The sequence below is a fragment of the Luteibacter sp. NPDC104163 genome, assembly GCF_055584245.1.
In genome coordinates this window covers 88,104-113,308 of the sequence record NZ_JBVJMK010000012.1, presented here as the reverse complement: position 1 = coordinate 113,308, position 25,205 = coordinate 88,104, and the positions used below count along the sequence as shown (strand labels likewise).

The window sequence follows — 25,205 nt, the reverse complement described above, 5'->3', positions numbered from 1 at the left end:
GAAGCATACGCCACCCGGTTGCGTGCACGGCATGGCCACCCCTGGGAAACGCCTGAATGCGACAACCTGTCAGTACCACCACCGCGCTACTCACGGGCCTGGCGGGTGCCAGCGCCGTGGTGTTCGGTGCCTTCGGCGCCCATGCCCTGCGCGGCCACCTCGATGATGCGGCGCTGGCGACGTGGCACACCGGCGTCGAGTACCACTTCTGGCATGCGCTGGCGTTATTTGCCGGTGTGCTCGGACTACCCGCGGGGCGCGCCCGGAACACGGCGCTGCTGTTGTTCAGCGCGGGCATCGTGCTGTTCTCGGGGAGCCTGTACGCGCTGGCGCTGGGCGCGCCGCGCTGGGTCGGCGCGATCACGCCGCTAGGCGGCGTGGCTTTCATCGTCGGCTGGATCGCTGCGGCGATGGCGCTCAGAAAAATCGCAGCCACATCGCCGTAGGAGCCCACCCTGTGGGCGACATCTTTCGCGATGCCGCCGCAGGTCCAGTTGCTTTTTCGCGAACGGCACCGCCTACGGGGTGGGCTCCTACGCGATCGCGCGCAAGCGCGCTCCCACAAGTGCCGGGGGGTCAGTCTTCCGGGTCTTCGACTGGCTCGACCTTGCCAGCTTTCATCCGCCCCGAGCGCCGTAGCGCATCGCGCAACACGTATTCGATCTGCGCGTTCACCGAGCGCAACTCGTCGTCGGACCATTTCTGCATGGCCTCGAGGACGGCTGCGCTGATGCGCAGCGGGTAGGCTTTTTTCTCCGCCGCCACGCGTCAGCTATACAGCGACCCGGTGTTCACCACCGGCTGCGTCGAGCGGTCGCCGCAAAGCACGACCAGCAGGTTGGACACCATGGCGGCCTTGCGCTCTTCATCCAGTTCCACCACACCTTGCTCACGCAGCTGCTCAAGGGCCATGGCGACCATGCCGACAGCACCTTCCACGATACGGTTGCGCGCGGCGACGATGGCGCTGGCCTGCTGGCGCTGCAACATCGCCTGGGCGATTTCCTGCGCGTACGCAAGGTGGCTGATGCGCGCCTCGACCACCTGCACGCCGGCCTTCTGCAGGCGAGCCTCGATTTCGCGGCCGAGGTGGTTGTTCACCTCATCGCCATGGCTGCGCAGGGAAGGGCGGCCATCATCGTGGGTGTCGTAAGCGTAGCTCTGCGCCATCTGGCGCAAGGCCGATTCGCTCTGGATCTGCACGAAGTTCTCGTAATCGTTCACGCAGAACACGGCTTCGGCGGTATCCACCACCTGCCAGACGACGATGGCGGCGATCTCGATGGGATTGCCGTCGTTGTCGTTGACCTTCAGCCGGCTGCTTTCGAAGTTGCGCACGCGCAGGCTCACCGGGCGGCGCGAGTAGAACGGGTTGGTCCAGCGCAGGCCCTCGCGGCGCTCCGTGCCGCTGTAGCGGCCGAACAGCTGCATCACCTGGCCCTGGTTGGGCTGGACCTGGAAGAAGCCCTTGGCGAGGAAGGCCAGCAGGCCCAGGAACAGGGCGCCACCGAACGGCATCATCGGCTGCCCGTGCATGTCGGCGCCCTTGAGGATGAAGGCGACGGCGGCGAGGCCGGCCAGGAAAAGGACGACAAGCGACGGAATGCCGGGTAGCGACGCGGCAGGACGTTCGTTCATGGCGATGGGCCCCTTGGGATGTAGGGGCGATGATATCTAAGTGATATCAGTTATTCAATCGGCGCCTGCCGCGCCCTTTCCACCGGAACCGCCCGCGGCGCCAAAGTCGCCGCCCGCTGGCGGCATATCCATGAGTGCCGACGCCGGGGTGGCCCGTTCCATGCGGATGTTGCCCAGCACGCTCATGGAGCGGAAAAAGCGCCACGGGTCGCCGCTGCCGGTACCGAGGGCGATATGGGTGGAATCGAACCGGCGTTCGGCCGAATCGAAGCTCACCCAGCGGTTGCCCAGCCAGGCCTGGGTCCACGCGTGCGGGATGAACACACGCGAGGCGCCGCCGAAGCGGTCCACGTACACGATGCCGGTGACTACGCGAGTCGGGATACCGAGTGACCGGGCCAGCGCGGTCAGTAGCACCGCATGCTCCGTGCAGTCGCCGCGGCGGCTGTTGATCGTCTCGAGCGCCGAGGCATAGCCGACATCCAGGCCCTTCTCGGTGATGTAATCCGACATGAATGAGCGCAGGCGACGCATGCGCTGCAGGTCGCTGGTGGCGTCGCCGACCACGCGTTTCGCCAGCGCGATGACCTCGGGCGCATCGGATTGCACCCAGGGGTTCGGTGCGGTGTCCTCCACGCTTGGGCCGGGCTCGTCACTGCGCGGCACGGCGAAGCCCACATCGACCTGGTAGAGGTCGTCGCCCATCTCGTGGACATGCTGCTCGTCGGTTTCGATGAACGGATTGAGGTGATTGCCGCGCACGCTGATCAGGTAGCGCACCGGTGCGAGCCTCAGGTTCGCCATGGGGCGCGGCGCGCCCACCATGGCCGCGCGCAGCAGGTCGACATCCTGGTCGGGCGCGTTGGCGCAGGTGGCGTCGCAGGCGGCCATTTCCAGGCGAAAACCAAGGAGCGGTGCGATGCCCCGGCGGACATCGCCATGGTCATTCACCCAGATGTCGACGTACTGGGTGTTCTTCGAGCCGGCAAGGGTCTGGCGCAGGTGGTGCAGTGTCTCGCGCCCTTGCGGCAGGTCGATGGTTTCATCGCCCACGACGACGACATCGACCGTGGCGACCTGTTGTTTCACCGGGTCGAAGTTCCGGGTCTGGTAGGTGGTGCCGGGGCGGAAACCCTTGCGGACCATGTTCAGCCGCTGGCCCTCGACGAGCGCCGCGCCCGTCGGCCAGATCAGCAGGTTCACCCTGGACTGGCCGCCGACCGTGTTCGCGACCTGGAACGCGCCGTCGTCGCGGACCTCGCCCTGCACGGAGTTTTCCTGCGAGGACATCGAAGATCTGGCGTAGAAGGCGAGGGGGGTGCCGCCGGAGGACTCGACCGAGCGAACCTCGGTACGCATGGCCAGCGGGGTTTTGATCCGGGTGAGGCGGAAATCCAGGACCTGCGACGTCGTGACCTTGTCCTGGTCCGGCTCGCGTTCGATTTTCAGCTTGCCGACCTTGCGACCGTCCAGCATGACGGTCATCCAGGTTTCCGTGGCCAGCACGCACGCCGGGGCCAGGCACAGCAGTACGGCGAGAACAGCGCGTGAGCGTCTCATGGGCGTACTTCCGGATTGTCGGGGACAGCTGCATCACACCACGTTCACCGCCCGAGTCAAGCCCCCCATTCGTAGGAGGCCCGGACCGCTAGAATGGCGGCTCTCCCGACCGGATCCGACCACCCATGCATACCTTCGGCACGCCCCGCTCCCACAACGCCCTCAAGGTGCTCCTGCTCGGCTCGGGCGAGCTCGGGAAGGAGGTCGCGATCGAGCTGCAGCGGTTCGCCGTGGAGGTCGTCGCGGTGGATCGCTACGCGAACGCGCCGGCCATGCAGGTTGCCCACCGCAGCCACGTCATCGACATGCTCGATGGCGCCGCGCTACGCGCGCTTATCGAAGCGGAAAAGCCGAACCTCGTCGTGCCCGAGATCGAGGCCATCCACACGCCGACGCTGGTTGCGATGGAGCAAGAGGGCCTGAAGGTGATTCCCACCGCGAAGGCTGCGTGGCTGACGATGGATCGCGAAGGCATCCGCCGGCTGGCCGCCGAAGAGCTCGGTCTTCCGACATCCCCTTACCGCTTCTGCGACACGCGCGAAGCCTTCGATGAAGCGATCGCGGCGCTCGGCACCCCGTGCGTCGTGAAGCCGGTGATGAGCTCCTCGGGCAAGGGCCAGAGCGTGGTGCGCACGCCCGCCGACGCCGACCATGCATGGGACTACGCGCAGTCCGGTGGCCGCGCGGGCAAGGGGCGCGTCATCGTCGAAGGCTTCATCGATTTCGACTACGAGATCACCTTGCTCACCGTGCGCCACCGCGATGGCGTGTCGTTCTGCGCGCCGATCGGCCACCGCCAGGAAGACGGCGACTACCGCGAATCGTGGCAGCCACAGCCGATGAGCGATGCCGCACGCGCGGCCGCGGAGCACCAGGCCGATGCGATCACCGCCGCCCTTGGCGGCTGGGGCGTGTTCGGCGTGGAGTTCTTCGTGCGCGGCGATGAAGTGATCTTCTCCGAGGTCAGCCCGCGCCCGCACGATACCGGCCTGGTCACGCTCATCTCGCAGGATCTTTCCGAGTTCGCCCTGCATGCGCGCGCCATCCTCGGCTTGCCCGTGCCGGAGATCCACATGTTCGCCGCCGCCGCCTCCTGCGCCGTGCTGGTCGAAGGGGAGGGCCATGCGCCGACCTACCACGGCATCGCCGAGGCACTGGCCGAGACCGGCACGATGTTGCGGATCTTCGGCAAGCCGGAAGTGCGCGGCCGCCGGCGCATGGCGGTCACGCTGGCCCGGGCCTCGACGGTGGACGAGGCGCTGGAAAAAGCGAAGCGGGCGGCCAGCCGCATCCGCGTCGAGCTTTAAGCGCCTACAACGTCCGTTCACGCCCGAATGCTAAGCTGGCCCGCTCCTATGGACGATGCATGGCCATGAGCGGACGCCGCGACCCCCACGAACGCACCGAGCCGACGCTCGGTCGCCTGGATGACCTGGACAAGCCGGCGCCGCCGGTGGACGACGGCTTGCCGCACATCGTCGTCGACGAACGCCGTCCGGGCGGGGCCATGCCGCCGCCGCGCTCGCGTAACCCGCAGGGGCCGCGCAAGCGCGGCTGGCTGATCCCGGTCCTGGTGCTCGCCCTGATCGGCGTCGCGACCGCGCTATACCTGCAGCAGGATCGCCTGCGTAATCTGGTGCCAAGCACCGAGCTCAACGACACCCTGTCCCAGGCCAATGCGGCGCTCGATGCCGGCAAGCTCGACGGCACGCAGGGTGATAGCGCGCGCGAACTGTTCGAGAAGGCGCGTGACCAGCAGCCGGACAGCGACCAGGCGCGCGATGGCCTGCGCCGCGTGGGCCAGGCGGAAATCAGCCGGGCGGATGCGGCGCTGACGGCCGGCCACCTCGACGAGGCCGAGGCCGCGCTCAACGTGGCGCGTGAGCTGCTCGGCGGGGGCAACGATGTCGAACAGCTCTCACAGCGGCTGTCGCAGGCGCGGAATCCGCAGCAGCAGACCGACTCCCTCGTGGAGCGCGCCCAGCAGGCCCTGGCCGCGGGCAAGCTCGATGGCGACGACGGCGCGGGTCCCCTCTATCGCCGCGTGCTCGATGCCGACCGGAACAACGCCGTGGCCGCACGCGGCCTGGACAAGGTCGGCGACGGTCTCGCCGCGCAGGCCCGGCAGGCGATTTCCGATAACGACCGCGCGAAGGCCAATGCCATCGTCGACCGCATCGCGATCCTCGTGCCCGGCTATGGCGACCTGCCGTCGCTGCGCGCCGCGCTCGCGGAGAACCGCAAGCAGGATGACCAGGCGGTGGCCACGCTGGTACAGCAGGGCAACGAGGCCATGCGCGCCGGCCGGTTCACCGGGGAAGGCGATGACAATGCCCTGGCCCGGTTCCGGGCGGCACTGGCGGCGGATCCGGACAACGCCGATGCGAAGGCCGGTCTCGGCCAGGTCGCGCAGGCGCTGATCGTCCAGGCCAACGCGGCGATCGACAGCGAAGACGACGACCAGGCCAATCGCCTGCTCGACCAGGCGGCGAAGCTCGCGCCGAAGTCCGCCGAACTCGCCGCCGCGCGCGCACGCATCGCGGGCGGCGGCAAGTCATCGGCGCCGGCCTCCGCCGGTGGCGGCAATCGCCTGCCGGTCGCGGGCGATGACACGCCGGCCGAAGCGTCCATGGCGGTGAGCCCCGAACAGAAGGCCCGCGTCAACGCGCTGGTCCGCCGTGCGCAGCAGGCCGCCGCGCGCGGCGACATCATGGACCCCCCGGGCGATAGTGCGTACGACCTCTACCGCAACGCGCTTTCGATCGACGGCAACGATGCCTCGGCGCGTGCCGGCCTGCAGGGGCTGCCAGGCCAGGTGGAGACGCAGATGCAGCAGGCCGTCGCGAACGGGAACGTGCGCCGTGCGGAAGACCTGTACGCCACGCTCTCGGACCTCGCGCCTGGCGATGCCGCGCAGGGCGACCTGCGCCACAAGCTTGGCAGCGCATGGATTGATAACGCCGTGCAGCGCGCCGCACAGGGTGATCGCCAGGGCGCCTTCCAGTCGCTGGACCGCGCGCGCCGTTACGCGCCCGACGATCCGCGCCTGCAGAGCACCTACGAACGGATCGCGACGGGCCGCTGACCGGGCATGAAGGTTTTCGTTATCGGCGCCACCAGCCAGATCGGTCGCTTCCTGCTACCCCGACTTGAAGCCGCGGACGTCGCGTGGATTGGCCTGAGCCGGTCGGCAACCGAGGGGGACCCGCACTGGCTGCGCGGTGGGCTCCCCGACGCGATGCCGCCGATGCCGCCGGTCACTGCCATCCTTTCGACCGGGCCGCTGGATCACCTCGCCACATGGCTGGCGCACACGCGGCTGGAGGGGACGCCGCACATCATCGCGACGTCGTCGATGAGTGCGGAATCCAAGCGTGAATCGCAGGTGCCGCACGAGCGTGAACTCGCCTCGCGCCTGCGTGCTGCCGAGACGCGGCTCATCGCGACGTGTGCATCGCGTGGAATGCCCTGGACGCTGTTCCGGCCGACGCTGGTCTACGGCATCGGCATGGACCAGAGCATCACCCCCATCGTCCGCGCCGCGATACGGCGCCGGGTGTTTCCCATTCCCGCCGCGCGCGGACTGCGCCAGCCGGTCCATGCGGACGACATCGCGGCGGCGTTCGTGGCTGCGCTGGTCAACGCGCGGGCCCGGGGCAAGACCTTCCCGATCGGGGGTGGCGAACGTCTCAGCGTGGCCGAGATGTACCGCCGAGCCCGCCGGAGCGCAGGTTCGATCACCGTGCCCGCGCCGGTACCACGGATGGCCCTCGCACTGGCAGCGGCCTGCCGCCCGGATCTTCGCGGTGCGCTGGAGCGGCTCGATAGCGACCTGATCGCCGACAATACCGAGCTGGAATCGGTGCTCGACGTGCATCCACGCCCGTTCCGACCCGACCCCGCCACCTGGAGCGACGGCCCCTAGCCATCGCCTTGCCCCTTTCCGTTCAGATGTCCGCCGGGATCGTGCCCCTATCATCCGGTGACGTCCCTTTCCCCAGGATCCTCCCGCGTTGGCATTCCTGCACCGTCTCGGTTCCCTCCTGCGCGCCAGCTGGCCGTGGCTGCGTATTCCCTTCTGGCTCGTCATGGGCCTGCTGTTCGGGTTCCTGCTGCCGTACACGCTGATCCTCAATGCACGCCTGCAGGATCGTTTCAACGACCTGGTGTTCGCGGTGCCGACGCGCGTCTACGCGCGCCCGTTGCTGCTCGAACCGGGCAGGGCGATGTCGCCGGCCGCGCTGGAACTGGAACTGACCTTCGCGGGCTACACGGCTGACGGCGCCGGCAAGGTCCAGGGTAGCTATTCGAAGAACGGCTCGCGCTTCATCATCAACTCGCGCGGCTACGCGGGCCCGGATGGCGGGGAGCTCGCCCACCGCCTGCGCGTCGCACTAGCCGATGGGCAGATCGCGTCCGTCGTCGATGACGCGAATGGCAAGCCGATCAAGGCGATCCACCTCGACCCGGCGCGCATCGCCACCTTCTACGGCGCTGAGCAGGAAGAGCGCCGCATCGTGCGCCTGGAGAACGTGCCGCCGCTGCTGGTGCAGGGCCTGCAGGCCGTCGAAGATCGCGACTTCAACCACCACATCGGCCTGGATTTCTCGGCGATCGCGCGCGCGAGCTTCGCGAACATCCGCGCCGGCCACACCGTGCAGGGCGGTTCGACGCTCACGCAGCAGCTGGTACGCAACCTCTTCCTCGATCGGAGCCAGAACTACCTGCGCAAGGTCAACGAGGCGATCCTGTCCTTGCTGATGGAGGCGCATTACCCCAAGCACCGCATCCTCGAGGCGTATGTCAACGAGGTCTTTCTCGGCCAGCAGGGCAACCAGGCCGTGCATGGTTTCGCCGCCGGCGCGGAGTTCTTCTTCGGCCGCCGGATGGAGGAACTGCGCCCGCAGGAGATCGCGTTGCTTATCGGCCTGGTGAAGGGCCCGAGTTATTACGACCCGCGCCGTTATCCGGAGCGGGCCCTGCAACGGCGTAACCTGGTGCTGCAGCAGTTCAACGAGACCGGGCTGATCGATGAGGCCGCCATGAAGGCGGCGCAGGCCGCGCCGCTCGGCATCGCCGCCAACGCCCAGCTGCCGCATAACCGCTTCCCGGCATTCATGCAGCTCGTGCGCTCGCAGGTGCAGGCGGACTTCGACGAAGACGCGCTGCGCAACGGCAGCCTCAGCATCTTCACCACGCTTGACCCGGCGGCGCAGCTCTACACGGAGCAGGCGATCCTCACGACCACCAAGGCGCTGGGCAAGCGCGGCGCCGCGGCGCAGGCCGCCGCCGTTGTCACCGATACCACCGATGGCAGCGTGCTCGCCGTGGTCGGCTCGCGCGAGCCCGGCGAGCAGGGCTTCAACCGTGCCCTGGATGCGCGCCGTTCGATCGGTTCGCTGGTCAAGCCGTTCGTCTACCTGGTCGCGCTGTCGCAGCCCTCGAAATGGTCGCTGGCCTCCACGCTGGATGACTCACCGATCAGCATGCGCCAGCCGGATGGCACGCTGTGGACGCCGCAGAACGATGACCACCAGATCCACGGCCAGGTGCCGATGCTGGATGCGCTGGTGCATTCGTGGAACCTGGCCACGGTGAATCTCGGCCTCCAGGTCGGCCTGCCGCGCATCAAGGGCTTCCTGGAATCGTTCGGTCTGGAAGGCGTGAACCCGAGCCCCTCGCTGCTGCTCGGCGCGGTGGACCTCTCCCCGCTGCAGGTGGCGCAGATGTACGAGTACATCGCCGCCGATGGCCATGCGCTGCCGCTGGTCTCGGTGCGCGGCGTCATGGACAGCAAGGGCCAGGCGATCAAGCGCTATGACGTGAAGACGGGCGAGGGTGAGTACCAGCAGCCGACCCGCCTGGTCCGCTGGGCCATGCAGCAGGTGGTGACCCGGGGCACGGCCGCCGCGATCGGCAACTCCAGCCTTGGCTCACTCCACGCTGCCGGCAAGACCGGTACCAGTGACAGCCAGCGCGATAGCTGGTTCGCGGGGTTCACCGGTGAGCACCTCGCCGTGGTCTGGATGGGCCGTGACGACAACAAGCCCACGGGCCTGTATGGCGCCACCGGCAGCATGCGAGTGTGGCAGGAGCTGTTCCGCAAGCTACCCACCCAGCCGCTGGCCGCACAACCCGGTGAGGGACTGGACCTGGCCTGGATCAATACGCAGACCGGCAAGCGCACCGACCCCTCGTGTGAAGGCGCGCGGCAGTTCCCGTTCATCGATGGCTATGTGCCGGAAGAAGAGCAGGGCTGTTTCTGGCAGCAATTCAAGGGTATGTTCGGCGGCGGCGACAACAGCCAGCCACCGGCCGAGCCGCCCGCTCCCAGTAATCCTACGGATTGACCATGCTTCGTCTTCGTTATGCCGCCCTAACCGCCGCCGTGCTCGTCGCCGCGTGCAGCCAGCCCGCCCCGCCGCAGGCCACCCGTCCCACCGCACCCACCTACGACATCGTCGCGCAGATCCGCGCCGCCGGTGAGCGCGAGAAGTCCGCGATCGAAGTGGCGCCCCTGCGCGACCCGGGCGTGAAGGGCCTGGAGCAGGCCGCCCAGACCGATGAACGCGCCGGCAAGTACGACGATGCCGATGCCAAGCTCCTCCACGCCCTGAAGCTGGCGCCTGAGGCCCCGGAACTGATCCAGGACCGCGCGGAGATCGCGGTGCGCAAGCAGGATTACGCCACGGCTGAGAAGCTGGCGAAGCAGTCGTACGAGATGGGCCCCAAGTCGGGCAGCCTCTGCGCGCGCAACCAGCAGACCATCTATGAGATGCGCATGCAGGCCGGTGACCAGCCCGGCGCCATGGCCGCCCGCGCCGAGCTGGGCAAGTGCCACATCGCCGGCCCGAACCGGTTCTGATGAACCCGTGGGAGCGCGCTTGCGCGCGATGAGGGTGCCGCAAGCCCCATCGCGCGCAAGCGCGCTCCCACAACGTCTGGTCTGCGGTTAGCCGCCGCGGATCTTCCGGCCGTGCGCATGCACGGTATCGACCAACACCTTCACGTTCTCCGGGTCCACTTCCGGCGTGATGCCGTGGCCCAGGTTGAAGATGTGGCCGGGGTGGTCGCCGAAGGCATCCAGCACCGCGCGGGCTTCGCGAGCAACGATTTCGGGTGAAGCGCGCAGCACCGCGGGATCCAGGTTGCCCTGCAGCGCCACCTGGTCGCCCACGCGCTGGCGCGCCTCGCCGATATCGATGGTCCAGTCGACGCCGAGGCCATCGCAGCCGGTATCGGCAAGCGCCTCGAGCTGGCCGCTGGCCCCCTTTGAGAACAGGATGACGGGGATATCGCGGCAGTCCGGGTCGGCCTTCAGCGCATCGACGACCTGCGCCATGTAGTGCAGCGAGAACTCACGGAACGGCGCCGGGCCCAGCAGGCCACCCCAGGTGTCGAACACCATCAGTGCCTGCGCGCCAGCGCGAGCCTGGGCCATGAGGTAGGCGGCGACGGAGCGCGCGATGGTATCGAGCAGCTTGTGGGCCAGCGCCGGCTCGTTCCAGGCGAGCGCCTTCACCCGCGCGAAGTCGCGCGAGCCTTCGCCTTCCACCATGTAGCAGGCGAGGGTCCACGGGCTGCCGGAGAAGCCGATGAGCGGCACGCGGCCGCCGAGTTCCTTGCGGATGAGGCGCACCGCGTCCATCACGTAGCGCAGTTCGCCATCCATGTCGGGCACGGCCAGCGCGTGGATGGCGGCGGCGTCGCGCACGGGCCTCGCGAAGCGCGGGCCTTCGCCCGCTTCGAACGACAGGCCAAGGCCCATCGCATCGGGAATGGTGAGGATATCGGAGAACAGGATCGCCGCATCCAGCTCGAAGCGCTCGAGCGGCTGCAGGGTGACTTCACAGGCGTATTCCGGGTTCGTGGCCAGGCCCATGAAGCTGCCGGCGCGCGCACGGGTCTCGCGGTATTCCGGCAGGTACCGGCCTGCCTGGCGCATCACCCAGATCGGCGTGGTGTCGGTGTGCTGGCGGCGCAGTGCGCGGAGGAAGAGGTCGTTGCGGAGTTCATCAGCGGCCATGCGCCGACTCCTGTCCCTGGCTGAACATGACTTTGAAACCTTTCTTGATCTGGGCGTCGCGTGCTTTTTCGAAGGCGGCGAGTGCGGCGTCGCGCTCCAGGTAGACATCGCGCTTGAGCGAGGCCTTGCCACCCTGGGTGCCGCTCTCGCGGTACAGGGTCCAGCCGCCGAGCAGGTCCTGCTCCAGCGTGATCTGGACGTAGCGGGGCGCTTCGCCGCCCGCCGCGGGCATGGTTTGCATGTAAATCCGCATCGCACCAACCTGGGATAACGCGTGAACCCGTCATTCTAAGCGATTCGTGGCCTGCACTTGTGGGACCGCGCTTTGGGAGCCGGCTGTGGGAGCGTGCTGTGGGAGCGTGCTTGCACGCGATGGGTGTTCGCGCAATCGCCCGATCGCGCGCAAGCGCGCTCCCACAGGGGCTGCAAGGGCTGCAAGGGCTCCGGGGGCTCAGGGGCCCGTGAGGACGCCCAGCACATCTTCGTCAGCCACGCCCGGTACGATCTCGGCCTTGCCTACGCCGCGCCACAGGATCAGGCGCAGCGTTCCGGCGGTGTTCTTCTTGTCCAGGCGTATCAGGTCGAGGATGCGGCTGGCTTCGTGCGCCCGCGAGGGCTCGGTGGGGAGGCCGAGGCGGGTGAGCAGGGCCAGCAGGCGCTGCGTATCGGCATCGCTGGCCATGCCCAGCCGTGCGGAGAGCCGTGCCGCCAGCACCATGCCGATGGCGACGCCTTCGCCGTGCAGGATCTCGCTGTACTGGCCGGCCGTTTCGAGCGCATGGCCGAAGGTGTGGCCCAGGTTGAGCAACGCACGCTCGCCTTGCTCGGTTTCGTCACGTGCGACGACGCCCGCCTTGTACCGGCATTTGCGTGCAATCGCTTCGATCAGCACGGCGGGTTCGCGTGCTGCCAGGGCATCGGCATTCGCTTCGAGCCAGGCAAAAAACGGCTCATCGCCGATGGCGGCGCCCTTGACGATCTCGGCCACGCCGGCGAGGTATTCGCGCTGCGGAAGCGTGCGTAGCACGTCGATATCCGCCACCACCGCGCGCGGCTGGTGGAACGCGCCGACCAGGTTCTTGCCCGCGGGCAGGTTCACGCCGGTCTTGCCGCCGACCGACGAATCGACCATCGAGAGAAGGGTCGTCGGCACCTGGATGAAATCGATGCCGCGCATCCAGCACGCCGCGGCGAAACCGGCGAGGTCGCCGACCACGCCACCACCCAGGGCGATGACGCAGGCATCGCGCGTGGCGCCGAGCGCCGCCAGCGCGTCGAGCACCTTGCCGACGTTCGCGAACGTCTTGTGCGTCTCGCCATCATCGAGCAGCCAGTGGGCATGGCGAAGGCCGTCCAGCCCTTGCTCCAGCGCCTTGAGGTACAGCGGCGCGACCGTCGTATTGCTGACCACGAGCACGTGCCGGCCGCGGATGCGAGCGCGCCAGCGTGCGCTGTCGGCGATCAGGCCCGGGCCGATCCAGACCGGGTATTCGCGGCCCGCGAGTTCGACATCGACGGTTTGCATCAGGCGCGCCTCCAGTGGCGATCGAGCAGCGCGACCGCGCGGGGCAGGGCATCGTCCACGCTTTCGTGGCAGCCGCGGAAAATGAGGTCGGCGACCTCTTCGTACACGTGGTTGCGCGCGTCGGCCAGCGATTCGAGGCGGCCGCGGCGGTCGTCGCCGGCGATCATCGGGCGAGCCGTGTCGTGCTGCAGGCGGTCGAACTGTTCGTCCACCTCCACGGCCAGCATCAGCACCGTGCCGCGGGTCATCAGCGTTTCGCGGTTCACCCCGGCCATGACCGCGCCGGCTCCCGTGGCCAGCACGATGCCCTGGTGGAGGCTAAACTCGTCGAGGTGCGCGGTCTCCCGCGCGCGAAAGGTAGCCTCGCCCTGCGTTTCGAACATGTGCGCGATCGTGACGCCGTAGCGTTTCTCGATCTCGACATCCAGGTCGACGAAGGGCAGGCCGTAGTGCGCCGCGAGGCGCTGGCCGATCGTGGTCTTGCCGGCACCCGTGGGGCCGACCAGGAACAGGTTGGGCGAAGGATTCATCGCTCCCATGCTAGCAACAAGCCAGACACCCATGCATGCCACCGTGCTCATCGCGGGCGCCGGCGACGTCGGCCTGCGCGCCGCGCGGCGTTTCGCCGCGCTCGGTCACCCGGTGCTGGCGCTGCGCCGCCACCCGCCAGGGGAGGCGCCGGAGGGCGTCGCCTGGGTACGTGGCGACCTGACCGACCCGGCGACGCTGCGGGGCCTTCCCGAGGTGGCGACCGTGGTGTTCGCGCCTACGCCGGCGGCGCGCGACGAGGCGGCGTACCGTGCGGTGTTCGTCGACGGCCTGCGGCATCTGCTTGAAGCCTTGCCGGCACCGCCGTCGCGCACGGTATTCGCGTCGTCATCCGCGGTATATGGCGAGCATGCCGGCGCCTGGGTCGATGAAACGACGCCGACGGACCCACCGGGCTTCAACGGCCGCGTGCTGGTCGAAGCCGAGGACTCGCTGGCCGCGGCCGGCGTGGGCGGGATCACCGTCCGCCTCGCCGGGCTCTACGGCCCGGGGCGTACGCAGTTGCTCGACCGCCTGCGCGAAGGCAAGGCGGCCGCGCCGCGCGGGCAGGGCGTGTACGCGAACCGGATTCACGTCGACGACGCCGCCGCCGCACTGGTGCACGTGGCGCGGCTCGAGCATCCCGCCGGCATCTACATCGGGGTCGACGACACGCCGTTGCCGATCGACGAGCTGTACGCACACCTCGCGAAGCTGGTGGGTGGCCCGCCGCCAGCGGACGGCCCTGCTCCCGCGGGCGTGGGCAACAAACGCCTCAGCAACGCCCGCCTGCGCGAAAGCGGCTTCCGCTGCACCTGGCCCGACGCCCGCCAGGGCTACGAATCCCTGCTGTAGGTACGCGTCGTGGGAGCGCGCTTGCGCGCGATGGGTGCTCGCGGCAAGGCCTATCGCGCGCAAGCGCGCTCCCACAGAGGTTCGGCCCTAAATGCGGGGGATGCGCTGGTCATCCAGTAAGACCACGACATCCGCCTTCGCCGGCAACGTGGCCAGCGCATGCCGGCTCAGGCGTTCGTAATGCTGGAGGAAGCGCGCCAGCGCGGCGGCATCCATGGCGCGGGGTTCGCCGCGCTCGCGCAGGGGCTGCTCGGCCTCATCGCGCCAGCGTGCCACCACATCCCACCCCGGGGCCTGCAGCACGACCAAGGCATGTAACGCGCGCCACAGCGGCAGGTAGCCGCGGAGCTGCGCGTTCACCAACCGGCGCCAGCGACCGTCCGCATCCTCGTCACGCTCCAGGGCGTTCACAGGTGCGGCCAGCGCCGCTTCGTCCTGCGGTTCGACACCCAGGCACCAGCCTTCGAGCACCACCAGCTTCGGCACCTCGGCCTCGGTGGGCCACAGGGCCTCGGCGTAACGATCGTCCTGGCCTTTGTCGAAGCGGGGCACCGGCACGGGCCGTTCGGGCGAAGCTTTCGCCAGCGCATCCAGCGTGGAGATCAGCAGCGCAAGGTCGTGCGTGCCCGGCACGCCACGCGTGCGCAGGAGCGGGTGCACCTCGCGGGCGAGCCGCAGGCGCTCGTCGCGCGACAAGTAGGCGTCATCCAGCGAGAGCGTCACGGCGCCCCAGCCGCGTGCCGCGGCGGCCTGGATCAGTTCCGCGCCGAGGGTGCTCTTGCCGCTGCCCTGCAGGCCCGAAATGCCCAGCAGGAAGGGCCCTTCGGCCCGCTCGATGGCCGCGGCGAAACGCCCCAGGACGCGCTCCGCGAGCGTGCTAGCATCGTTCGATTCCATGGTGCACGAGCATACCCCACCCTCATGCTGACCCCAGAGATCCTCACCACCTTCCGCGGCCTGCTCGACGAGGCGAAAGCCAGCGGCGACCGCGAACCGACGGCCATGAACCTCGCCACGGCGGACGGCACCGGCCGCGTGCATTCACGCATCGTGCTGTTGAAGGCGATCGACGAGCACGGCCTGCAGTTCTTCACCAACTACGAGAGCGACAAGGCCGCGCAGATCGCCGCGCACGACCAGGTCGCGCTGTGCTTCCACTGGAAGGACATCCGCGAAGGCATCCAGGTGCGCTTCGAAGGCCGCGCCACGAAGACCTCGGCGGCGATCTCCGATGCGTACTTCGCCAGCCGCCCGCGTGGCAGCCAGATCGGCGCGTGGGCCTCGAAGCAGAGCCAGGAGCTGCCCGACCGGCAGACCTTCGAGGACCGTGTCGCGCACTTCGAAAAGGAGTTCGAGGGCCGCGACGTGCCGCGCCCGGCGCACTGGGGTGGCTACGTGGTCTCGCCCGACCGCATCGAGTTCTGGTACGGCGCAACCTTCCGCCTGCACGAACGCATCGTGCACAGCGACCACGGTACAAGCTGGACCACCCGCCTGCTTTATCCCTGAGGTCGCCATGAGCCGTGCCCAGCCCGTGCAGCACATCGCCCAGACCACCTTCACCGTGCATACCCGCGGCCGCTCGCTCAGTGAAGTGACCGATCGGATAGCCGAGGCAGTGGCGGCCAGCGGTGTCGGCACCGGGCTGGCCAATGTGTTCGTCCAGCACACCAGCGCGTCGCTGCTCATCGGCGAGAACGCCGACCCCACCGTAGTAGCGGACCTCGAGCGCTTCTTCGCCCGCCTGGTGCCGGATGGCGATCCGCTGTTCCGCCACCAGGACGAGGGCCCGGACGACATGCCCGCGCATGTCCGCTCGGTGCTGACCGGCGTATCGCTCTCGCTGCCCGTGCACGGCGGCAAGCCGCTGCTGGGCACGTGGCAGGGTGTGTTCCTCTACGAGCACCGGCACGAAGCGCATCAGCGCAAGATCACCGTGACCATCACGGGGCACTGACAAAAAGGAGCCCGCCCGCCGTGGTGGCCACCGGGGGTGGTGGTGGGCCATACATGTCCATAGCGCGGCGGGCGGGGTAAACGCTCGCCTGCATCGTCGCGCGTGGCGCACCCGGGCGCATCAGTACATCTACGGCACGCGGGTGCCGGTGAACCCCTTAAAACAGCAGGCCGAGGTCCTCGGCGCGGCGCACCAGCTCCAGCGTGCTGTGCACGTCCAGGATCTGCATGATGCTGTACTTGTGCGCCTCCACCGTCCGCACGGACAGGCCCAGCCGCTCCGCGATCTGGCGCGAACGAAGGCCCGCGCCGACGAGGCGTAGCACCTCCAGCTGCTTGGGCGTGAGTTCCTGCAGGCTGAACGTCTTTGCGTGCAGCACCTGTGTCCCCAGCGAAGGGGTGACATAGGTGGATCCGGCAAACACATGGCGCAGCGCCGTGAGCAACTCTTCCCCCGCCGATACCTTGAGCACGTAGCCGTTCGCGCCCGCCCGCATGGCGGTGGCCGCCAGCGCCGGCTCCGCATGCATGGTCAGGAAAACGAACGGGGTGTTGTTGCCTTCGGCACGCAGCGTCTTCAGCACATCCAGGCCGCTGCCGCCGGGCATGTTCACGTCGGAGAGGATCAGGTCAGGCTTCTTGCTGTGGACCAGGTCGAGCAGGCCGGGGCCATCCTGCGATATCGCGACGAGCTCGCACGTGCCCGCGAGCAGGCGCTCGATGCCTTCGGCCACCATGCGGTGGTCGTCGGCGTACACGACGCGTGGAAGATTGGCGGTCGTCATGGCGGATCCAGCGGTATATGCATCCATAGGTCCACGCCCTTGCCGGGTGCGCTGCGCAGTTCAAAGCGGCCGCCGAGGAGCTTGGCGCGTTCATTCATGCTGATCAAGCCGAGCCCGGGCCGGGCGTGTTCACTTTCGGCCGGATCGAAGCCGCGGCCGTTGTCGAAGATCCACAGGGAGGCGCCGTCCACGTCCACCGACGCCTTCACGGTGAGGCGCGTCGCGCCGGCGTGGCGGAGGGCGTTCGCGATGGCTTCCTGGGTGACGCGGTAAAAGCACAGCGCGACGTCATGCGACAGGCGGTCCACGCCGCGGTCCGCGATCAGCACGATTTCCAGCGAGCTCGCGCGCCGCGGCGCGCTGCACAGGGTCTCCAGTGCGTCGCGCAGGCCGGCATGTTCCAGCACGCTCGGGTGCAGTTGCCGGGAGAGCTGGCGGACATCCTCGGAAAGCGAGACCAGCAGTTCGCGCAGGTGGTTGACCTCGCCATGCAGGGCGGGATCGACCTGGCGGCGCAGCGCCGACAAGCCGATGGAGGAGGCGGCCAGGCGCTGGTTGATGTCATCGTGCAGGTCGCGCGCGAGACGGGCGCGTTCCTGCTCCTGGGTCGCGATGAGCCGGCCAGCGAGCTCACGCAGGTCTTCGTGCGCGCGGCCCAGGGCGCGCCGGCTCGCGTAGCGCTGCTCGACCACCACCGACAGGATCAGCGCGCACAGCGCGGCCAGCAGGCTCCAAAGCTGCACGGCCAGCGTGCTGTTGGGCGCGGTGTCGGCGATGTAGGGCCCGTACCCGTGCACGCTGAGGTGCGCTGCGAGCAAGGCGATGATGAAGATGGTCACCGCGCTGCCCGACATCTGCGTGCGCACGATGGCGAAGATCACGACCGGTGCCGGCGCGAGGCACATCACCGGCACGAGGCCCGGGCGGTCGCCGAGCGTGTACCAGAGCACGCCGAGGGCGGTGAGCCCGAGCGCCATCAGCACGATGAAGGTAACGGACAATGTGCCGGGCTGGCGCACCGCGGCATCGGGATTGCGCAGGGTGAGCCAGACGGGGAGATACAGCACGTATCCCAGCGAATGGGCCATGGCGATATTCGCCCAGTCGCTCAGTACCGTGCCGCGAAACGCGGTGAAGCGGCTCGCGTACTCGACCAGGGCCGCGGAAAGCGCGGGGAGGGCGGTTACGACCACCACCACGAGGGTGGCCAGCCGGGCGAAGTCATCGAGGTGGGCTAGCGCGGCGGGCATCTGCCGTAGCAGCCACGCGGCGAGGGGCACGAGGAGCAGGGCGGAGGCGATGACCAGTGCGGTGTCGCCCGCCGGCAGCCCGAAGGCGACGCCGGTGGCGAACAGGCCCAGGAAGGCGCTGATTGCCAGGAGCGGCCAGCGGCGAACATCGTTCGCAAGCAATGCGCCAAGCAGGACGGCGCCGGGAAACCAGACGATATGCGTGCCGTACTGGTGGTTCCACAGGGCAGCCGAGAGCACCTGGGCGACGCTGACACCCGCAAATACGCCGCCGCACCACACCGTGGGGCTTCGTGACGAGTACGCCGGGTTGTCCGCCACGGTGCCTCCCGCGTCGCCGATACCTGCCTTGTCGGGACGGCCTGCGGTGAAGCCGGGGACGACCCCCTCGGCGTCCCGCGACGACTATACGGTGCGGCACGTGCGCGAAACGGCTGGAAAGCGTGATCCATATCACACTTTCACATAAGTGAAGATCTGTTTTGCCGATTCCGCGCTACGTCCAACCGGGTTATGGGCTACCAGCTGTTGTCGTCGGATGATCCGCCGTCGTCCGAGGACGAGCCGCTATCCCAGGAACTATCGTCGTTGCCCATGTCGATAGGGTCATCGCGCAGGTCGTTGTAGGCATCCGATGAAGGGTCGCGCGTGTTGTCCGCACCCGGCGTGGGGCCGAGGCCACCGCCAAATGCCCCGGCGTCCCGCGGCGTCTCACTCGTGTTGTGGGAGCGGAGGGCCTCGTCGAGCAGGACACCCGCCGCCAGGCCACCCACGCCAGCGGCGATCGTCGAGCCCATGCCCGAGGAGGGCGGCGGGGCATAACCGGGATAGCCGCCCGGGGCCCCGTTGTAGCCCGAGGGGCCGTTGTAAGGGCCGCCCTGCTGCGGCGGGGGCACCGAGCCGTAGCCCTGGTAGCCGGCAGGCTCCGGGCGGCGACGGCGCGACCAGACGAAGGCGATGCCGCCGATCACCGCGACGATCAGGAGGATGCCACCCACGTTCAGGCCGCTACCCGCGCGGGCCGGCACGGGTGTAAGGGCAGGAGTGCTTGCCGGGTGCTGCGGCGCATAACGCACGGGCGTGGACCCACGGTCGGCCTGTGCGAGCGCCAGCGCCTGGCTCAGCTTCTGCTGGAAGGCCTGGAACTTCGCTGGGTCCGTGAACCGCGTGCTGGGATCGAGCACGGCGGCCTTGTTGGCCTCGGCCTGCGCTTCGCCGATGTTGCCCTCGTGCGCGAGGACCTCGGCGAGCACGTAATGGGCCTTGGCGCTCTTCGGGTGCTCCGTGATGGCCTCGCGCAACGCGGCTTCCGCCGCCGGGTAATCGCCGCGGGCGATGAGCGCCTGCACATCCTTCGGCGAATCCGCTGCGCTGGCGGCCGCCGAGGCGACGAGCAGGATCAGGGAAAGCAACAGCTTCTGCATGGGTGGGTTCCTGCTCCAGGGGTGCGGTGGTGGGGACCACCGCGGACACCCACACTCTGGGGCGGCGCAAGGAAGCCTTCAAGAGACATCTGTCACGCGGCGCGGGGCAGGTTTTTACGAGTTAACCATCGGTTTAGGCGTGGCGGGCCGCCCAGCCGTGGATAATCCGGACGAGTTCCGCCAGGCCGTCGGTCAGGGCCGCCGGCCCCGGCTGCAGGATCAGCGGCGACTTCACCTCGTGCAGCTCACCGTCACGCACCGCGGGGACGTTCCCCCATCCCGCGCGCGCCGCCACCTGCTCGGGACGGAAGCGCTTGCCACACCACGAGCCGATGATCACATCGGGTGCCGTGGCGATGATTTCGGCAGGGTCGGCGATGATCCGGTCTTTCGCCAGCGAGTGCACGGCACGATGCGGCAGCGCCTCGTTGCCACCCGCGATGCCGATCAGCTCCGAGACCCAGCGAATGCCCGAGATTAGCGGCTCATCCCATTCCTCGAAGTAAACCGTCGGCCGGCGCGCGAGCCGCGCCGAGCTTTCGCGCACGGTATCGAGGCCTCGCTCGAGGTCATCGGCGAGCGTGTTGGCCTTCGCCGGCACGCCGACCAGCGCGCCGAGGCGGCGGATGTAGTCGAGGATCTGTTCGACGCTGCGGTGGTTCGAGATCCACACCTCCACGCCCGCCTTGATCAGTGCCTGGGCGATGTCCGCCTGGATATCCGAAAAGCCGATGGCGATATCTGGCTCGAGCGCGAGGATGCGATCGACCTTCGCGCTCGTGAACGCGCTGACCTTCGGCTTGTCCCTGCGCGCGGCGGGCGGCCGGACGGTGAAGCCGCTGATCCCGACGATGCGCTCCTGCTCGCCCAGCAGGTACAGGGTCTCGGTGGGCTCTTCGGTGAGGCAGACGATGCGGCGCGGACCCATGGCTAACCCAGGCGGAAGGGGAGCCCCCGATTGTCGCCGCTCAGGGCATTTCGATCCAACGGCCGTGGCGGCGGACTTCCAGCGGGTGGAAGCGGCGCTTGTAGTCCATCTTCGCGTGCCCGGCGATCCAGAAGCCCAGGTACACATAGGGAATGCCGCGACGGCGGGCCAGCTCCACCTGCTGCAGGATGCCCCAGGTGCCCAGGCCGCGGTCCATCTCATCCGGATCGTAGAACGTGTACACCGCCGAGACGCCGGCGAGCGCCACGTCGGTCACGGCCACCCCCAGCAGGCGCTCGCCCTGGCGCAGCTCGAGGAACAGCGTGGGGCTCCACGGCGCGGCAAGGAAGCGCTGGAAGTCGTCCGCATCGGCCGCATCCATGCCACCGCCGCTGTGTCGCGCGTGGAGATAGCGCTCGTACAGCGCATGCCGTTCGTGGGTGAAGCCCGGCGCCGCCTCGACCACGTGGAGATCCGCGTTGCGGGCCATGCAGCGGCGCTGGCTGCGATCGGGCTTGAAGCGCCCGGCATCGATCCGGCACGGCACGCAGGCCTGGCACGCGGCGCATTGCGGCAGGTAGAGATGGCCGCCGGCGCGGCGGAAGCCCTTCGCCAGCGCGGGGCCGTACAGCTTGTCGAGGTTGGGTGCGCCCGGATCCACCACGAGGTTCTGCGCCGTCCGCTCGGCGAAGTAGCCGCAGGCGTGCGGCAGGGTCTGGAACAGGCGGACGCGGTCGGTCATGGCCCCATGTTATAGCTCGCCGGAGGCGACGGGTGCGTCATCCGCCGGATGGCGTATCCAGCGAGGCGCGCAGCTGTTCGAACTGTTGCTGGTAGTGCTTGCGCTCCATCATCTCGATCAGCACGCGCAGGCTGCGCGCGGATTCGAGGTGCTGGCGCGACCAGGGCCGCGAGCGGCCACGCACGGTTTCCTGCCAGGATTCGAAGCTCTGCCGCGGCGAGAGGCGCGCACCAGGGATGTTCTCCAGCTTCGCGAGCGCGGGGTTGCCCGCCCAGCGCACGTTGCGTACCTGTTCGGCACGGGTCCACACCACGGCGTTGTGCGCATCGGCCTGCAAGGGCATGTAGATCGCGCCAGCGGCCAGCGCGGCGACTGAGGGATCATCCAGTGCCGGAAACGCGCGGCCGATCTCGTCGGTGTGCACGACGCCGGCGATGCCATCGGCCGAGGCGTTGCTCTCGTGCGCACCCACGGTATCGCGGATGCGCAGCAGCGCCGCGGCATCCGGCAGGTTGCCATGGCGCATCACGCGGTCGCCCGCGAAGATCGCCACGCCATCGGCGTCCACCACTTCGAGTAGTTCGGGGGCGAGCGACGCAAGCAGGTCGGCATCGATGTGATCGCTCTCGTTGAACGCGGTGATGAGCTTTTCGCGCACGGTGAGCAGCGTGGATTCCACCTCGATCTTCGCGAGTTCCTCGATCGCCGAAACGCGCGACGCGAACGCGCGCGCCATCGCGTCGGTGACTTCGCGCATCTGGTGGTCGGCGAAGAACGGGCTGTAGTGATGGCAGGCGATCAGCCCCCACAGCCGCCCGTTGGTCACGATCGACGCGACCAGCGTGCCGGTGACGCCCATGTAACCGAGGTACTCGAGGTGCACGGGCGATACGCTGCGCAGCGATACGTCGGAGAGGTCCGTCGCCTCGCCGGTTTGCGGGTCGAGGCCCGGCACGATGCGGGCAGGGATGTACTTGCAGTCGCTGATCTGGCGCACGCGGTTGCGCAGGTACAACGCGCGAGCCTGCACCGGGATATCCGTCGCGGGGTAGTGCAGGCCCAGGTACGCCTCGAGCATGTCATCACGCGCCTCCGCCACGACCTCGCCGTGCCAGTCATGGTCGAAGCGGTAGACCATGACGCGGTCGTAGCCGAGCAGGTTGCGAACGCCGCGCGCGACGCGCTGCGCCGCGCGCTCCACGCTGGCGTCATTCTCCAGCTTGTGGGTCAGCTCGTAGGCCACGCGGATCGGATCGTCCTCGAAATACCCTTCGCGCGGCTCGATCTCCACCATCCAGCGGGTGTCGTAGGCATGCACCGAGGCATGCCATGTGCCGCCGCGCTGGCCGAACGGGAAGCTGACCGCGGCCCAGGCGCTGTGCGCGGGGCGCTCCTCGTCGTCGAAAAGCTTTGCCGGCAGCGTGACCACCTCGTGCAGCGTGCGGCCGAGCAAGGCATCGAGGTCAAGGCCGAGCAGGTCCACCGCGTTCTCACTAGCCTGCAGCACCCGCATCGTCGACGCATCGGCCACGAGCAGCACGCCGTGCGGCTGAACCGAGCCGGGGATGTGGATGGGTTCGCGATCGCACGCGGTGAGGTCGGGCAGGTCAGACATGGCGGCGAGGATCCTGGAGTGTCTGTTGAAAGCGCGCGAATATCCCCTGCGCGCCGGCGATGGCATCGTGCTGGCGGGACGCATCCGGCAGCGCCGCATCGAGCGCGCCCTGGAACTTCCGCCAGCGCCCCGGGGCATGTTCGCCCATGGCGTAATAAGCGTGTGGAAGGCCGGGAAAGCGTTCGCGCAGGTAACGCACGATCACCTGCCCACCCAGCGCGGAACCCTCGATGACGTAAAGCTCGCCCCAGAACACAGCCATGCCTCGCGCACCCCCCTGTAGGAGCGCGCTTGCGCGCGACATCTTTTCGCGAGGCGCTACCGGATCACCGGCATTTTCGCGACCTTGTATCGCGCGCAAGCGCGCTCCCACAACGCCGAGGTCGTCTTCGAGGCGGGGGATGCGGGATGCGTAGGACCAGACGTCGTCGATCGCGGCGATCTCCGCCGCACGCTCGGCTTCCCACGCACGGAACAGGCCGAGCTGTGCCGTCAGCAGCGCGCGGTAGCCCGCCTCATCCAACGCCCCGGACAGCAACGCGCGCATGCCGTCGCTCGCCTCGGCGGCGTCATGCGCTGCGCGGGTGTGCTCGCGGAGCTGGAGATGGGCGGACGGTTGCGCTGCGGCACCGTCCATTCAGAGGACCTGGGTAGACTTCAACACCCACACCAGCACGACCCCGGCGACGATGGCCAGGGCCATCATGCGCACGCGTGCCGCGGTGCGCTGCTGCGGCGGCTGGTAGCCCGGCGTGCGGTGCACGCGCAGTTCTTCCTGGAAGCGCACGAGCGGCTCGATGCCGATGTCCTTCAGCAGGCCACGCGCCTTCGTGAAGTCATCCGCGTGCTTGACCCATACCTGCGGCCACGCCGAGCGATCGGTATTCCGTTCGGAATAGCTGAAGCGCTGGTAGGTCGGGCGGTTGAAGGTGGACCGGTTCGTCACCGTCGTATCGATCGCGTGCTCGGAGAGCAGCGCGACCACGCGGTCGATGTTGTCCTGGCGGGGGGAGGTATAGATCTGGCGCATGGCCCGATTCTACGGCATCCCCCGCCCGGGTGCCGGACGTGGCGGGTAACCGTTTACCCGCCGCCGCCCCGGCGTGGCACCGGGATGCTCAGGGCTGCGCCAACGCGGCCTTCACATCTTCCAGCTTGCCGTCGTTGGGCAGCGGCGCCAGGCCCAGCAGGTGGGCCAGCAGCGGGCACACGTCGACGTTCTGGAACGGCGGCACGGTGACGCCGCGAGCGAACGCCGGGCCATGCGCCACGAACAGGGCGCGCATGCTCGGGTCCTGGTTGTCATAGCCGTGCTCGCCGCGGGACATCGGGTCTTTCCGCTTCGCGAGATCCGCGTGGCTGATGATCGACCAGCCTACGTCGGCCATGCACAGGTACGGCGGGACGCGCGGGTTCTTGCCGTAATCCAGCCGTGCCGGAACATCCTGCTTGCGGTAGCAATGCATGTGCGCGTGCGGACCCAGCAGCCGGGCGACGGCCTGCGTGGCGTCGTGGCCTTCGCGCGGGGCGAACGTGGCCATCACGCCATAGGACACGGTGTCGAGGTCATCGAGGTTCGTCTCTTCGTCCGAGAAGATGATGTTGCCCTTCGGCACGTCTGCCATGCCGTGGTCCGACACGACGACGATATTCATGGCGTCGTAGAGGCCACGCTGGCGCAGCTGCGCGACGAGGTAAGCGAGCGCGTCATCCACTTCGCGCAGCGCCGCGTCCACTTCCGGTGAATCCGGGCCGTGTTCATGGCCGGCGTGGTCCACGGCATCGAAGTACAGCGTTTCGAACGAAGGCTTCTGGCCGGGTTCGTCGATCCAGGAGAGCAGCTTGTCGACACGGGCCTTCGAGCTCAGCGAATCGTCGAACGGGATCCAGTGGTCCGGCCGCACGCCGTGGATCTCGGCCTCCGTGCCGGGCCAGAACATCGTGGCCGTGCGCAGGCCATGCTTCTGTGCCGTCACCCAGATCGGCTCCGCCTCGGCCCACCAGCGGCCATCGCTGGTCGCGGCATGGTTGCCCAGGCTGAACCTGCCGAGCGCAGGATCGCGCATCGTGTTGTTCACGATGCCGTTGCGGTCCGGTACACGGCCGGTCACCAGCGTGTAGTGGTTGGGGAAGGTCAGCGAGGGGAACGAGGGCCACATGTAGGTCGCGTGCGCACCATCGTCGGCGAGGGCCTGCAGCGTCGGGGTGATGTGGCGGTCCATGTAATCGGCGCGGAAGGCGTCGATCGAAACCAGCAGGACAGGGTGGGGCGGGATCGCGGGCGTCGGCGCGGCGGGGCGCGTGGCGCAGCCCGCCACGACCACGAGCAACAGCGCCGTGAAAAGGCGCGGCAGGCGGGAAAACATGGCATTC

The 25,205-nt window shown here is 68.5% G+C and carries 26 protein-coding genes; 9 read left to right on the top strand and 17 right to left on the bottom strand.

The annotated features are described in order from the left end of the window. Positions 1-56: 56 nt before the first annotated feature. Complete coding sequence (locus tag ACZ6YI_RS15260) at positions 57-446, top strand: DUF423 domain-containing protein (protein WP_465779405.1); 390 nt, start codon at positions 57-59, stop codon at positions 444-446. Between the two features lie 130 nt (positions 447-576). Here the strand turns inward: ACZ6YI_RS15260 and ACZ6YI_RS15255 are convergent, their stop codons facing one another. From ACZ6YI_RS15255 to ACZ6YI_RS15245, 3 genes are read right to left on the bottom strand one after another with little or no spacing between them, the layout of a single operon-like run. Beyond that, positions 577-765, bottom strand: coding sequence for a type II toxin-antitoxin system antitoxin (locus ACZ6YI_RS15255; protein ID WP_465779404.1), 189 nt, complete (start codon positions 763-765; stop codon positions 577-579). 3 nt (positions 766-768) lie between these two features. Next, positions 769-1,638 carry an SPFH domain-containing protein gene (locus ACZ6YI_RS15250; protein WP_440326375.1) on the bottom strand — a complete coding sequence of 290 codons (870 nt, stop codon included), beginning with the start codon at positions 1,636-1,638 and terminating at the stop codon, positions 769-771. A 54-nt stretch (positions 1,639-1,692) separates the two neighbouring features. Then, positions 1,693-3,198, bottom strand: a complete 1,506-nt coding sequence (locus tag ACZ6YI_RS15245; protein WP_465779403.1) for a transglutaminase-like domain-containing protein — start codon at positions 3,196-3,198, stop codon at positions 1,693-1,695. Positions 3,199-3,323: 125 nt separating this feature from the next. Between ACZ6YI_RS15245 and purT the strand changes: the two genes are divergently transcribed. The 5 genes from purT to ACZ6YI_RS15220 all read left to right on the top strand — a co-directional run bounded on the left by purT (position 3,324) and on the right by ACZ6YI_RS15220 (position 10,063). Beyond that, a complete protein-coding gene (purT, locus tag ACZ6YI_RS15240) occupies positions 3,324-4,505 on the top strand; it encodes a formate-dependent phosphoribosylglycinamide formyltransferase (RefSeq protein WP_465779402.1) in 1,182 nt (393 codons plus the stop codon). Between the two features lie 65 nt (positions 4,506-4,570). Next, the gene (locus ACZ6YI_RS15235) at positions 4,571-6,283 is read left to right on the top strand and encodes a hypothetical protein (protein WP_465779401.1); all 1,713 of its coding nucleotides are present in this window, start codon (positions 4,571-4,573) and stop codon (positions 6,281-6,283) included. Between the two features lie 6 nt (positions 6,284-6,289). Beyond that, complete coding sequence (locus ACZ6YI_RS15230; RefSeq protein WP_465779400.1) at positions 6,290-7,123, top strand: SDR family oxidoreductase; 834 nt, start codon at positions 6,290-6,292, stop codon at positions 7,121-7,123. Between the two features lie 88 nt (positions 7,124-7,211). Continuing rightward, positions 7,212-9,548, top strand: coding sequence for a penicillin-binding protein 1B (gene mrcB, locus ACZ6YI_RS15225; RefSeq protein ID WP_465779399.1), 2,337 nt, complete (start codon positions 7,212-7,214; stop codon positions 9,546-9,548). Between the two features lie 2 nt (positions 9,549-9,550). Continuing rightward, entirely contained in the window at positions 9,551-10,063 is a 513-nt protein-coding gene (locus tag ACZ6YI_RS15220) for a tetratricopeptide repeat protein (RefSeq protein ID WP_465779398.1), read from the top strand. Positions 10,064-10,150: 87 nt separating this feature from the next. On the opposite strand, the gene hemE is transcribed toward ACZ6YI_RS15220, so the two are convergent. The 4 genes from hemE to ACZ6YI_RS15200 all read right to left on the bottom strand — a co-directional run bounded on the left by hemE (position 10,151) and on the right by ACZ6YI_RS15200 (position 13,279). Continuing rightward, positions 10,151-11,224, bottom strand: coding sequence for a uroporphyrinogen decarboxylase (gene hemE, locus ACZ6YI_RS15215; protein WP_440327401.1), 1,074 nt, complete (start codon positions 11,222-11,224; stop codon positions 10,151-10,153). Further along, positions 11,214-11,477 carry a WGR domain-containing protein gene (locus ACZ6YI_RS15210; protein WP_247334218.1) on the bottom strand — a complete coding sequence of 88 codons (264 nt, stop codon included), beginning with the start codon at positions 11,475-11,477 and terminating at the stop codon, positions 11,214-11,216. The genes hemE and ACZ6YI_RS15210 overlap by 11 nt, the downstream gene beginning before the upstream one ends. A gap of 198 nt (positions 11,478-11,675) precedes the next feature. Continuing rightward, positions 11,676-12,749 carry a 3-dehydroquinate synthase gene (gene aroB, locus ACZ6YI_RS15205; RefSeq protein WP_465779397.1) on the bottom strand — a complete coding sequence of 358 codons (1,074 nt, stop codon included), beginning with the start codon at positions 12,747-12,749 and terminating at the stop codon, positions 11,676-11,678. Next, the gene (locus ACZ6YI_RS15200) at positions 12,749-13,279 is read right to left on the bottom strand and encodes a shikimate kinase (RefSeq protein WP_465779396.1); all 531 of its coding nucleotides are present in this window, start codon (positions 13,277-13,279) and stop codon (positions 12,749-12,751) included. The genes aroB and ACZ6YI_RS15200 overlap by 1 nt, the downstream gene beginning before the upstream one ends. 7 nt (positions 13,280-13,286) lie before the next feature. Between ACZ6YI_RS15200 and ACZ6YI_RS15195 the strand changes: the two genes are divergently transcribed. After that, positions 13,287-14,132: an NAD-dependent epimerase/dehydratase family protein gene (locus ACZ6YI_RS15195; RefSeq protein ID WP_465779395.1), complete on the top strand. Its 846-nt coding sequence runs from the start codon at positions 13,287-13,289 to the stop codon at positions 14,130-14,132. An 87-nt stretch (positions 14,133-14,219) separates the two neighbouring features. Here the strand turns inward: ACZ6YI_RS15195 and ACZ6YI_RS15190 are convergent, their stop codons facing one another. After that, positions 14,220-15,029, bottom strand: a complete 810-nt coding sequence (locus ACZ6YI_RS15190) for a kinase (RefSeq protein WP_465779394.1) — start codon at positions 15,027-15,029, stop codon at positions 14,220-14,222. A gap of 24 nt (positions 15,030-15,053) precedes the next feature. Between ACZ6YI_RS15190 and pdxH the strand changes: the two genes are divergently transcribed. Both pdxH and ACZ6YI_RS15180 read left to right on the top strand, forming a co-directional pair. Beyond that, the gene (gene pdxH, locus ACZ6YI_RS15185) at positions 15,054-15,641 is read left to right on the top strand and encodes a pyridoxamine 5'-phosphate oxidase (protein ID WP_440327396.1); all 588 of its coding nucleotides are present in this window, start codon (positions 15,054-15,056) and stop codon (positions 15,639-15,641) included. Positions 15,642-15,648: 7 nt separating this feature from the next. After that, a complete protein-coding gene (locus tag ACZ6YI_RS15180; protein WP_440327395.1) occupies positions 15,649-16,089 on the top strand; it encodes a secondary thiamine-phosphate synthase enzyme YjbQ in 441 nt (146 codons plus the stop codon). Positions 16,090-16,246: 157 nt separating this feature from the next. Here ACZ6YI_RS15180 and ACZ6YI_RS15175 read toward each other — a convergent pair whose 3' ends face one another. The 9 genes from ACZ6YI_RS15175 to ACZ6YI_RS15135 form a co-directional block, all read right to left on the bottom strand. Then, the gene (locus ACZ6YI_RS15175; RefSeq protein WP_465779393.1) at positions 16,247-16,873 is read right to left on the bottom strand and encodes a response regulator; all 627 of its coding nucleotides are present in this window, start codon (positions 16,871-16,873) and stop codon (positions 16,247-16,249) included. Beyond that, positions 16,870-18,444, bottom strand: coding sequence for a sensor histidine kinase (locus ACZ6YI_RS15170; protein WP_465779392.1), 1,575 nt, complete (start codon positions 18,442-18,444; stop codon positions 16,870-16,872). The genes ACZ6YI_RS15175 and ACZ6YI_RS15170 overlap by 4 nt, the downstream gene beginning before the upstream one ends. A 197-nt stretch (positions 18,445-18,641) precedes the next feature. Then, a complete protein-coding gene (locus tag ACZ6YI_RS15165; RefSeq protein WP_465779391.1) occupies positions 18,642-19,547 on the bottom strand; it encodes a tetratricopeptide repeat protein in 906 nt (301 codons plus the stop codon). A 133-nt stretch (positions 19,548-19,680) separates the two neighbouring features. Beyond that, entirely contained in the window at positions 19,681-20,475 is a 795-nt protein-coding gene (locus ACZ6YI_RS15160) for a cobalamin-binding protein (RefSeq protein ID WP_465779390.1), read from the bottom strand. A 40-nt stretch (positions 20,476-20,515) separates the two neighbouring features. Then, entirely contained in the window at positions 20,516-21,217 is a 702-nt protein-coding gene (locus ACZ6YI_RS15155; RefSeq protein WP_440327387.1) for an arginyltransferase, read from the bottom strand. 37 nt (positions 21,218-21,254) lie between these two features. Beyond that, positions 21,255-22,832, bottom strand: a complete 1,578-nt coding sequence (locus ACZ6YI_RS15150) for a GAF domain-containing protein (protein WP_465779389.1) — start codon at positions 22,830-22,832, stop codon at positions 21,255-21,257. Continuing rightward, positions 22,825-23,469, bottom strand: coding sequence for a biliverdin-producing heme oxygenase (locus tag ACZ6YI_RS15145; RefSeq protein ID WP_465779388.1), 645 nt, complete (start codon positions 23,467-23,469; stop codon positions 22,825-22,827). The genes ACZ6YI_RS15150 and ACZ6YI_RS15145 overlap by 8 nt, the downstream gene beginning before the upstream one ends. Next, positions 23,470-23,862: a hypothetical protein gene (locus ACZ6YI_RS15140; RefSeq protein WP_465779387.1), complete on the bottom strand. Its 393-nt coding sequence runs from the start codon at positions 23,860-23,862 to the stop codon at positions 23,470-23,472. It lies immediately after the preceding gene. Between the two features lie 88 nt (positions 23,863-23,950). Beyond that, a complete protein-coding gene (locus ACZ6YI_RS15135; RefSeq protein ID WP_465779386.1) occupies positions 23,951-25,198 on the bottom strand; it encodes an alkaline phosphatase family protein in 1,248 nt (415 codons plus the stop codon). Positions 25,199-25,205 lie beyond the last annotated feature (7 nt).

What these genes read in the sequence shown, in the direction of transcription:
- ACZ6YI_RS15260 (WP_465779405.1), top strand. Translation starts at nt 57, where the DNA reads ATGCGACAACCTGTCAGTACCACCACCGCGCTACTCACGGGCCTGGCG.
- ACZ6YI_RS15250 (WP_440326375.1), bottom strand. Translation starts at nt 1,638, where the DNA reads ATGAACGAACGTCCTGCCGCGTCGCTACCCGGCATTCCGTCGCTTGTC.
- ACZ6YI_RS15245 (WP_465779403.1), bottom strand. Translation starts at nt 3,198, where the DNA reads ATGAGACGCTCACGCGCTGTTCTCGCCGTACTGCTGTGCCTGGCCCCG.
- purT (WP_465779402.1), top strand. Translation starts at nt 3,324, where the DNA reads ATGCATACCTTCGGCACGCCCCGCTCCCACAACGCCCTCAAGGTGCTC.
- ACZ6YI_RS15235 (WP_465779401.1), top strand. Translation starts at nt 4,571, where the DNA reads ATGAGCGGACGCCGCGACCCCCACGAACGCACCGAGCCGACGCTCGGT.
- ACZ6YI_RS15230 (WP_465779400.1), top strand. Translation starts at nt 6,290, where the DNA reads ATGAAGGTTTTCGTTATCGGCGCCACCAGCCAGATCGGTCGCTTCCTG.
- ACZ6YI_RS15220 (WP_465779398.1), top strand. Translation starts at nt 9,551, where the DNA reads ATGCTTCGTCTTCGTTATGCCGCCCTAACCGCCGCCGTGCTCGTCGCC.
- hemE (WP_440327401.1), bottom strand. Translation starts at nt 11,224, where the DNA reads ATGGCCGCTGATGAACTCCGCAACGACCTCTTCCTCCGCGCACTGCGC.
- ACZ6YI_RS15210 (WP_247334218.1), bottom strand. Translation starts at nt 11,477, where the DNA reads ATGCGGATTTACATGCAAACCATGCCCGCGGCGGGCGGCGAAGCGCCC.
- aroB (WP_465779397.1), bottom strand. Translation starts at nt 12,749, where the DNA reads ATGCAAACCGTCGATGTCGAACTCGCGGGCCGCGAATACCCGGTCTGG.
- ACZ6YI_RS15200 (WP_465779396.1), bottom strand. Translation starts at nt 13,279, where the DNA reads ATGAATCCTTCGCCCAACCTGTTCCTGGTCGGCCCCACGGGTGCCGGC.
- ACZ6YI_RS15195 (WP_465779395.1), top strand. Translation starts at nt 13,287, where the DNA reads ATGCTAGCAACAAGCCAGACACCCATGCATGCCACCGTGCTCATCGCG.
- ACZ6YI_RS15190 (WP_465779394.1), bottom strand. Translation starts at nt 15,029, where the DNA reads ATGGAATCGAACGATGCTAGCACGCTCGCGGAGCGCGTCCTGGGGCGT.
- pdxH (WP_440327396.1), top strand. Translation starts at nt 15,054, where the DNA reads ATGCTGACCCCAGAGATCCTCACCACCTTCCGCGGCCTGCTCGACGAG.
- ACZ6YI_RS15180 (WP_440327395.1), top strand. Translation starts at nt 15,649, where the DNA reads ATGAGCCGTGCCCAGCCCGTGCAGCACATCGCCCAGACCACCTTCACC.
- ACZ6YI_RS15175 (WP_465779393.1), bottom strand. Translation starts at nt 16,873, where the DNA reads ATGACGACCGCCAATCTTCCACGCGTCGTGTACGCCGACGACCACCGC.
- ACZ6YI_RS15165 (WP_465779391.1), bottom strand. Translation starts at nt 19,547, where the DNA reads ATGCAGAAGCTGTTGCTTTCCCTGATCCTGCTCGTCGCCTCGGCGGCC.
- ACZ6YI_RS15160 (WP_465779390.1), bottom strand. Translation starts at nt 20,475, where the DNA reads ATGGGTCCGCGCCGCATCGTCTGCCTCACCGAAGAGCCCACCGAGACC.
- ACZ6YI_RS15155 (WP_440327387.1), bottom strand. Translation starts at nt 21,217, where the DNA reads ATGACCGACCGCGTCCGCCTGTTCCAGACCCTGCCGCACGCCTGCGGC.
- ACZ6YI_RS15150 (WP_465779389.1), bottom strand. Translation starts at nt 22,832, where the DNA reads ATGTCTGACCTGCCCGACCTCACCGCGTGCGATCGCGAACCCATCCAC.
- ACZ6YI_RS15145 (WP_465779388.1), bottom strand. Translation starts at nt 23,469, where the DNA reads ATGGACGGTGCCGCAGCGCAACCGTCCGCCCATCTCCAGCTCCGCGAG.
- ACZ6YI_RS15140 (WP_465779387.1), bottom strand. Translation starts at nt 23,862, where the DNA reads ATGCGCCAGATCTATACCTCCCCCCGCCAGGACAACATCGACCGCGTG.
- ACZ6YI_RS15135 (WP_465779386.1), bottom strand. Translation starts at nt 25,198, where the DNA reads ATGTTTTCCCGCCTGCCGCGCCTTTTCACGGCGCTGTTGCTCGTGGTC.